The following is a 729-nucleotide window of genomic DNA, read 5'->3' as shown; positions in this document are numbered from 1 at the left end:
AGGGGAGATCTTCTGCACGACAGAAGAACCGGCTTTACTCTCAGCGACAAGAAACTTGCACCACATTCGCCAATCGGCCTGTGACATGTGGATTTAGTCGTCGGCGTCGAAGAACTCGATGTCCGCGCCGAGAATCTCGGCGGCGGCACTGGCCTCTGCGGAGCGTCAGCCTTCCTGCTTCCAGGCCCGGGCCCGCCACTTCGAGCGCACACCGAGGATCGCCTTTCGATTCGCGACAGTGGTAGACTGTATCTGGCAGCAGACTGGTTGGAGAAAGCCCCACCGTCATGAAACCGATGACCGAAGAGCACCTTGCGATTTTACGCAGGCACATGGTCGAGATGATTGCGATCCATGCCGACCTTGCAAGCGAAGAACTCGGCAAGGCAACGCTCGATGAGCGAGTGATGGCATCGATGCGTCGGATCCCGCGGCATCTTTTCGTACCAGCCCAGGTCGCGTCCTATGCCTACCAGGACATGCCGCTGCCGATCGGCTTCGATAAGACCGTCTCGCAGCCCTTCATTGTCGCTCTGATGACCGATCTCCTTGCTCCCCAACCGCACGAGGCAGTGCTCGAGGTCGGCACCGGCCTGGGCTATCAAACCGCAATCCTCGCGGAACTCGCCGGACAAGTTTGGAGCGTCGAAATCATCGAGGAATTCGCAAGCCATGCCGAGACTCTGCTGCAGGGCCTTGGCTTCTCCAATGTCGCCATTCGTGTCGGAG

At 59.1% G+C, this 729-nt stretch carries 1 protein-coding gene; it reads left to right on the top strand.

Annotation, left to right across the window (positions count from 1 at the left end; translation table 11 throughout):
• Window positions 1–287 precede the first annotated feature (287 nt).
• The coding region (locus tag NKJ01_RS36285; protein WP_352735394.1) for a protein-L-isoaspartate O-methyltransferase family protein at window positions 288–729 on the top strand (442 nt) is incomplete at its 3' end.

Source organism: Mesorhizobium sp. M0276 (assembly GCF_040321755.1).
Taxonomy (GTDB): Bacteria; Pseudomonadota; Alphaproteobacteria; order Rhizobiales; family Rhizobiaceae; genus Mesorhizobium.
This window is presented reverse-complemented; position numbering and strand designations above follow the sequence as displayed.